Source organism: Lactobacillus sp. UMNPBX4 (assembly GCF_002554115.1).
Lineage (GTDB): Bacteria > Bacillota > Bacilli > Lactobacillales > Lactobacillaceae > Lactobacillus > Lactobacillus gallinarum.
Genome location: NZ_PCZF01000064.1, coordinates 1 through 7404, shown reverse-complemented (window position 1 = coordinate 7404; position 7404 = coordinate 1). Strand labels below are relative to the sequence as shown.

7 protein-coding genes, 1 pseudogene and 1 other annotated feature are annotated in these 7404 nt (G+C 36.9%); of the genes and pseudogenes, 2 read left to right on the top strand and 6 right to left on the bottom strand.

The genetic code is table 11. The annotated features are described in order from the left end of the window. Positions 1–14 precede the first annotated feature (14 nt). The gene (locus tag CP355_RS10635; protein ID WP_233185856.1) at positions 15–152 is read right to left on the bottom strand and encodes a hypothetical protein; all 138 of its coding nucleotides are present in this window, start codon (positions 150–152) and stop codon (positions 15–17) included. Further along, entirely contained in the window at positions 142–408 is a 267-nt protein-coding gene (locus tag CP355_RS09105; protein WP_098044377.1) for a type II toxin-antitoxin system RelB/DinJ family antitoxin, read from the bottom strand. The genes CP355_RS10635 and CP355_RS09105 overlap by 11 nt, the downstream gene beginning before the upstream one ends. 176 nt (positions 409–584) lie before the next feature. On the opposite strand from CP355_RS09105, the gene pepV reads away from it, so the two are divergent. Beyond that, positions 585–1988, top strand: a complete 1404-nt coding sequence (gene pepV, locus CP355_RS09100) for a dipeptidase PepV (protein ID WP_025006397.1) — start codon at positions 585–587, stop codon at positions 1986–1988. A 66-nt stretch (positions 1989–2054) separates the two neighbouring features. On the opposite strand, the pseudogene CP355_RS09095 reads toward pepV, so the two are convergent. Next, positions 2055–3508 (bottom strand): annotated as a pseudogene (locus CP355_RS09095) (FAD-binding oxidoreductase). 146 nt (positions 3509–3654) lie between these two features. Then, positions 3655–3786 (bottom strand): hypothetical protein, encoded by a 132-nt coding sequence (locus CP355_RS10730; RefSeq protein WP_087363188.1) that lies wholly within the window; start codon positions 3784–3786, stop codon positions 3655–3657. 166 nt (positions 3787–3952) lie between these two features. On the opposite strand from CP355_RS10730, the gene CP355_RS09085 reads away from it, so the two are divergent. After that, on the top strand, positions 3953–4963 hold the full coding sequence (locus CP355_RS09085; protein WP_098044376.1) for a zinc-dependent alcohol dehydrogenase family protein: 1011 nt from the start codon (positions 3953–3955) through the stop codon (positions 4961–4963). 65 nt (positions 4964–5028) lie between these two features. Here CP355_RS09085 and brnQ read toward each other — a convergent pair whose 3' ends face one another. Continuing rightward, the gene (brnQ, locus tag CP355_RS09080; protein ID WP_098044375.1) at positions 5029–6408 is read right to left on the bottom strand and encodes a branched-chain amino acid transport system II carrier protein; all 1380 of its coding nucleotides are present in this window, start codon (positions 6406–6408) and stop codon (positions 5029–5031) included. A 69-nt stretch (positions 6409–6477) separates the two neighbouring features. Further along, positions 6478–6727 (bottom strand) — a binding site (T-box leader). Between the two features lie 20 nt (positions 6728–6747). After that, positions 6748–7200, bottom strand: a complete 453-nt coding sequence (locus CP355_RS09075) for a hypothetical protein (RefSeq protein WP_233187025.1) — start codon at positions 7198–7200, stop codon at positions 6748–6750. Positions 7201–7404 lie beyond the last annotated feature (204 nt).

The window sequence follows — 7404 nt, the reverse complement described above, 5'->3', positions numbered from 1 at the left end:
AAAAAAGCTGACTGCTAGGTCAGCTTGGCCCTATCCATCCCCGCATTAAAATACGGGGATTTTCGGGCGTTTTTCATTAAAACTGGTCTGCTTTTACCACCTGTTTTATCAGTATATGCTACAAAAACATCCACAATATCGTTAGTCCTCATTCAGCCAATCCTCGATATCTTTCGTTGATTTAGCTTCTTTATGAGGTAATTTTGAAATAGTTTGTACCAAATCTCTTGTTGCTCTTTGTTCTGGCGTTTCTTTCAATTCAAAAGGAATACCTCCCGTTGCAACTACTTTCTTTAAAAAAACATTTATAGCAGTAGTAGTAGTGAGTCCAATATCTTTAAATATACCTTCAGCTTGTAAAGCTAAATTTGAATCTACGTTTGCTTGTATTTTTTTGTAAGATGCCATTGAAATCACAGCCTATCCATGTCTATTATACCATCTATTTGGATCTGTTGTAATCATATATACTACTGAGGTATCTTAAAGACTGTAGGAAGTAGTTAAATGATCCAATTTTTAGTAAGAATCAAATATTTCTGATAAAATATTATTAATCAATTTTAATTAAGGGAGAGAAAAATATGAGCTTAGACTATAAGAAATTAGCCGCTGCTAAGAAAGATGATATTTTACGCGATTTAGGCGAATTAATTGCCATTGATTCTTCTGAAGATTTAGATAATACTTCTACAGAATACCCTGTTGGTCCTGGCCCAGTTAAGGCAATGAAGAAGTTTTTATCATTTGCCGAAAGAGATGGCTTTCATATTAAGAACGTTGATAACTATGCTGGTCGCGTTGACTATGGTGATGGTGAAGAACGTCTTGGCATCATAGGTCACATGGATGTAGTTCCTGCAGGTGATGGTTGGAATACCGATCCATTCAAGATGCTGATTAAGGATGGAAAAATCATCGGTCGTGGTTCCGCAGATGATAAAGGTCCTGCCCTTGCCGCATACTACGGCATGCTTTTACTAAAAGAAGCTGGCTTTACTCCTAAGAAAAAGATCGACTTCATCGTTGGTACTAATGAGGAAACTAACTGGGTTGGTATTGATTACTACTTAAAGCACGAACCTACTCCAGATCAAGTATTCTCTCCTGATGCAGAGTACCCAATCATTAACGGTGAGCAAGGAATTTATACTTTGATACTTAACTTTAAAGATGATGATCAAACGGGCAATGCAAAACTTGAGAAGTTTACTGCCGGTATTGCTGAAAATGTTACTCCACAAAAGGCTTACGCTATTATTAGTGGAAGTGATTTAGCAAATATTAAGAAACAATTCACTAAGTTTTTAGTTGACAATGACTTAGAAGGTAAGTTTGAAATTAATGGCGATCAAGCTAAGATCGAACTTACTGGTCAAGGTGCTCATGCTTCTGCTCCTCAAGTTGGTCGCAATGCTGCCACTTTCTTAGGTAAGTTCCTCAATCAATTCGATTTCGCTGGACGCGACAAGAATTATCTTAACTTCTTAGCTGATGTTGAACATGAAGACTTTAAGGGTGAAAAGCTTGGCGTTGCTCATCATGATGATTTAATGGGTGATCTTTCAAGTGCACCAAGTATCTTTGAATATCAGGCTGATGGTGATGCTATCTTAAAGGATAATATCCGTTACCCACAGGGTACTGATCCAGACAAGATGGTTCAGCAAGTTGAAGAAAAATTTGGTGATATCCTAACTGCTTCATTCAACTCATTTGAAGAACCACACTACGTACCAGGTGATGATCCATTAGTTAAGACCTTACTCAAGGTTTATGAACATCAAACTGGTAAACCAGGCCACGAAGTTGTTATCGGTGGTGGTACTTATGGTCGTCTATTCAAGCATGGTGTAGCCTTCGGTGCTCAACCAGAAGATGCACCAATGGTTATGCACCAAGCTAACGAATACATGAAAGTTGATGACTTGATTGATTCAATTGCCATTTACGCCGAAGCAATTTATGAATTAACAAAAGAAGCTTAAAAACAAAAAGATGATCTTTTTCTCACAGGAAAATGACCATCTTTTTTGTTCTTTTATTCTATTGCTTTAGCTCATTACCAATTCGTTTACATAAGTTAAATTAGTCAACTTGCTATTATCTTGTAATGGGAAAATCTTGTCTGGGTTCAAAACAGAGTTTGGATCAAAGACCTTTTTAATCTTTCTTAATAAGTTAGTATAGTCTTCACCATAGTACCATTCGAACCAATCTTTTCTAACATAACCAATACCATGTTCACCAGACATGTACCATCAAGGGCTTTAGCAGTCTTGTAAAGTTCTGTAATTACCTTATCGCTCTTTTCTTTGTGTTCCTCATCACTCATATTGTCTGAACAGAGATAGATGTGCAAATTACCGTCACCAGCATGACCAAAGTTAGGAATTCTCATACCTATTTCTTTTTCAAGCTCATCTACTCGATCCAAAACATCAGGAATATGATTGATTGGTACATAAATATCTACCTCATCCATCTTAGGCGTTGATTTTTGAATAGCTAACAACAAATCTTCACGACACTTCCAAACGGTCTTTGCTTCTTCTGAGTTAGCATCAAGCACAATTGGTGTTGCTGACTTAAATTGCTTGGTAGTGGCAACAGCTTGCTTTAATTCAGCTTGCAATTCTCCATCGGTGAAGGCGTCAAAACGAAGTAAAATAAAGCCATCTCCTGTATCAACTGGGAATTTTTCATTATAGTATTTCTCCCAGAGATCGATAACTTTCCTACCCATAAATTCTACTGTAGTAGGTACTACGCCTGAAGCCAAAATTGCTGGTACTGACTTGATCGCATCATTTAATGTTGGAAATGGAATTAAAGCGTTAATTGACTTTCTTGGTGTTGGATAAAGCCGCATCGTTACTTCGGTAACTACACCTAAAGTACCTTCTGATCCAATGATTAAATCTTTGAGTGAGTAACCTGATGAAGATTTAACAGCTTTAGCACCAAACTTGTATAATTTACCATCAGTCAAAACTACTTTCAATTGACGAATGTGTTCACGAGTTACGCCATATCTGACAGACTTTAAGCCACCAGCATCGGTGTCAACGTTACCACCAATTGAAGCCCAGTGCATCGCTGGTGCTGGCATGTATGAAAATGGTTTATTTGCTAAGAATTTTTCAATATCAATCAACCGCATCCCTGCCTGTACAGTCATAGTTAATGATGTTGGATCATATTCTAGCAACTTATTCATTTTAATCATGTCTAGTGAAATACCACCTTCAACTGTCAAGTTGGCTCCCATCAAGCCAGTTGAATTGTCTCTTGGCACGATCGGAATATTGTGATCACTAGCATATTTAACGACTTTTTATACTTCTTCATTAGTAACCGGTTGAATGACCAAGTCTGGCATAGCACGAACGGTCTTGAATTGATCGTGATCCCAGTGCGTAGTTGGATTAGTGATAAGGCGCGCAGGATCAGCAATATAAGAACTTAAAGCTTTCAAATCTTCTTGATTGATCTTATGATACTCCATTATTTTTGCTCTCCTTTTATATACTCTGTTGTTATGTTTAATTAAGTAACTATCGTTATTATAGCTGCTGATGAGTGCGCTTAAAAAGTAAGATGCACTTACTTTTTACTTAAATAAAAACTTAATGGTATCCCATCCAGCTCCTTTTAGTCTATTTTACTTACGCCGCGATCTTCAGCATCTTTTTTATCTACTTGATCATTTAACTTCTTTCCAACTAATAAAGCAAATAAACTAACGACTGCGGCTCCTAAACCTAATTTACCAAATTTCTTCATATTATTACCTCGTTTCATATCCTTATATTATATTAATTTTTATTGGCAACACTATTTTTCTGCTTTTATTGGTAAAAGCTTTAATAATTTATAATTTTCATCTATGAAAGTACTTACATTTGCCTTCAAATGAGTTACTCTATTCATGAAGAATCGAGGAAAAATTATGCAAGCATTAGTTTTAACAGTAACTAAAAAATTAGAAGAAAAAGAAGTTCCCACCCCAGAGGTCAAAGATGATGAAGTTTTAATTCATACAGCCTATGCCGGTATTTGCGGCACAGATCGTGAACTTTACAATGGTTTACCAGGTTCTGCTCAAGCAAATCCACCTATTATTTTAGGTCATGAAAACTCAGGGATTGTTAAAGAGGTTGGCAAAAATGTCACCAATATTAAACCTGGTGATCGAGTAACTGTTGACCCTAATATTTACTGTGGTCAATGTTACTACTGTCGTACTTCTCGACCAGAACTTTGTGAACACCTTTCCGCTGTAGGTGTCACTCGTGATGGCGGTTTTGCGGAATACTTCACCGCGCCAGCTAAAGTTGTCTACCCTATTTCAGATAACCTTTCACTTAAGGCAGCTGCAGTCACTGAACCACTTTCATGTGCTATGCATGGTGTAAATTTGTTAAAATTGCATCCCTATCAAAAAGCATTAGTCATCGGGGACGGCTTTATGGGTGAATTATTCGTTCAAACTTTAAAGGCAATGGGCGTTCATCAGGTGGATTTAGCTGGTATTTCTAAAGAGAAATTAAAGCTCAATCATGATCATTTTGATGTCACTACTTTTAATACCGCTCAAGGAGACAAGATTCCTAACAATGCTTACGACATTGTAGTAGAAGCTGTCGGTAATCCTATTACCCAAGAAGAAGCAATTGCTGCTACGCGGCGTGGTGCACAAGTATTAATGTTTGGCGTGGCCAACCCTAAGTCACAATTCAAGATTAATTCTTATGAAATCTATCAAAAGCAATTAACGATTCAAGGCTCATTTATCAATCCATACTGCTTTGAAGATGCCATTGGACTACTTGAATCACATAAAGTCGATGTCTTACCATTAATCTCACATGAATTATCTTTAGGTGAAGTTGAGCAATTTACTTCAGGTAAATTAAAGGATGTATCCAAAGCTGTTGTGAAGGTTAATAATTTGAAGTAATTAAAATTAATACTGAAAAAGCTTTTCTATTCACGTATTTTGCATGAGTAGAAAAGCTTTTATTTTTATTCAAATTCTTCTTGTGCAGTGACTAAGTTCTTTCTTCTAAAGACGTGGAATACTAATCCAACTGCCAAACCACCTAATGCAGGTACTAACCATGAAAGTCCCATACTTGCAAGTGGCAAAGAACTTCTAACTGAAGTAACCATTAAACCAAATTGGCTTTGACTAACAACTGCTGGAAATGCTACAACCATGTCACCTAATGCAGGTACTACCGTGAACAAGATCACAAAGAAGTAAACTACGCTATCACGTTTGAACAATGGTGAAAATACTGACAAAAGGATCAGGACCATTGATAATGGGTACAAGAACATCAACATTGGAGTTGACCAGGCGATGATTTGATCCAAACCAAAGTTAGCAGCAAAGAATGATGCTAAACAACTAAGAGCAAGCCATGCGTGATAACTAACCTTTGGGAAATGCTTATGGAAATCTTGTGCAAATGCGGCAACCAAACCAACAGCAGTAGTTAAACAAGTAACAGTTAACAAGAATGCAAGTAATGCTTGACCAAAAAGACCACCGTATTCATTAACGATTTGGTTAAATGCAACACCACCGTTATCTGATACCTTGAAGTGACCTAATGACATTGCACCCATCAAGATCAAAAGTAAGTAGATTAAAGCTACGGCACCCATAGCAACTACACCAGATTTGGCAACCACCTTTGAAACACTCTTTGGATCTTTTTGACCCATTGAACGAACAGCGGTAACAACAGTAACACCAAAAGCTAAACCAGCTAAGGCATCCATAGTGTTATAACCTTCAAGGAAGCCGTTAACTAATGCTGAATGCTTGTAAGCAGCAGTAACAGTAGCAGTTTGTGGATTTCCTAATGGATTAAGAAATGCTACAACGAAAACTAAGAATAAAAGTGCTAAAAATAATGGGTTTAAAACCTTACCAACATTAGACAAGATGTTGTTTTCATGATATGAAAATGCAAATGCTAATAAGAAAAACACAGCTGAAAATACTAACAATGCGACAGTTTGCATATCTTTAGGGATAAATGGTGCTACACCTACAGTAAATGAAACAGTTGCTGTTCTTGGTGTACCAAACAAAGGACCGATAGTCGCATGGATCAATACCATAAATACTACGGCAAAGCCGGCGCCTAATGGTTTACCGATATCGTAAACACCACCTGCACGGGTAATGGCTACGGCAAGCACTGATAGTAAAGGCAATAACACACCAGTGATCAGAAATCCAACTGCGGCTGTCCCCCAATTCGCACCGGCAAGCTGTCCCAAGTGAAGTGGGAAAATCAGGTTACCAGCCCCAAAGAATAATCCAAATAGTAAAGAAGCAACGACTAAATATTGCTTCCAGGTCAACTTACGAGATTTTTCATCATTCATACACTCGTCCTCCTGAGAATTAAGAATTATCTGATCACAAAAAAAGTCCCCCAACCAAAATTGCTTTGATTGAGGGACGCTTCTAGCGTGGTACCACCCTTTATTTATATTGTTATTACTAACAATACCTTTCGCGTGCGGCCGAAGAAACTTCAGCGATACGCAGGCACTATAACGGGTGCTCCCACCATTTCTTACTACAAGATTAAGAAATAGAACTCGAAAGTGATTTTCATTCAATTCTACCTTTATCTCCTCACACCTAACGAGATTCGCTGCAAATTCGAATTAAACTACTCTTCTTTCTCTTTGTTTTCAGATTAATTAAATTGTTAATAATTATTTTAAGTAAATTATCATCAATGTCAACACTTTTTTAATATTATTTTTCACGATCCGATGGCCTTTAACCTTAAAAATCTTTTCTTTCTTAAGTGTTAACTTTTTGATCAACTTGCCTTGACGATTATAGATGAAGAATCGATTACCTTTAAGGCCGTAATATTGTTTGACTAACTTCTTTAAGGCTGGTTTTTTTGTACTCTCTTCAGCAATTTCCTTAATATCTAATGGTTGCTTCTTCTTTACATCTGAAGCCGCATATCCTAGCCAAAAATGACTATCTTTGCCGAAATTCCATACTGGACGATCAGTAATATATTGCCAATTATTCTTGCTGTTATAGATATTAGGTAGAACGTAACCCCGATGTTCAATTTTTACCAAGTTATAGCCCAAGCGTAAAACTTTTTGTACTTCTTCCATTAATACGGTAATAATCATAAGGATCATGATCAAAATCGTCCAATTGACTTACAAAAGTTACTGCTTGGTCAAAGGTTAGCTTTTGCCCCTTCTTTAATGAAAAACGCCCCGTAAATTGCAATAATAACTTGAACACTTAAGCTGCTTGATAGATATGATCCAATTCTCTTTCAAAGATTTCATCTGGTGTATGATATGCCAATATTTTTCTTGGTAGCGAATTGCACCAGG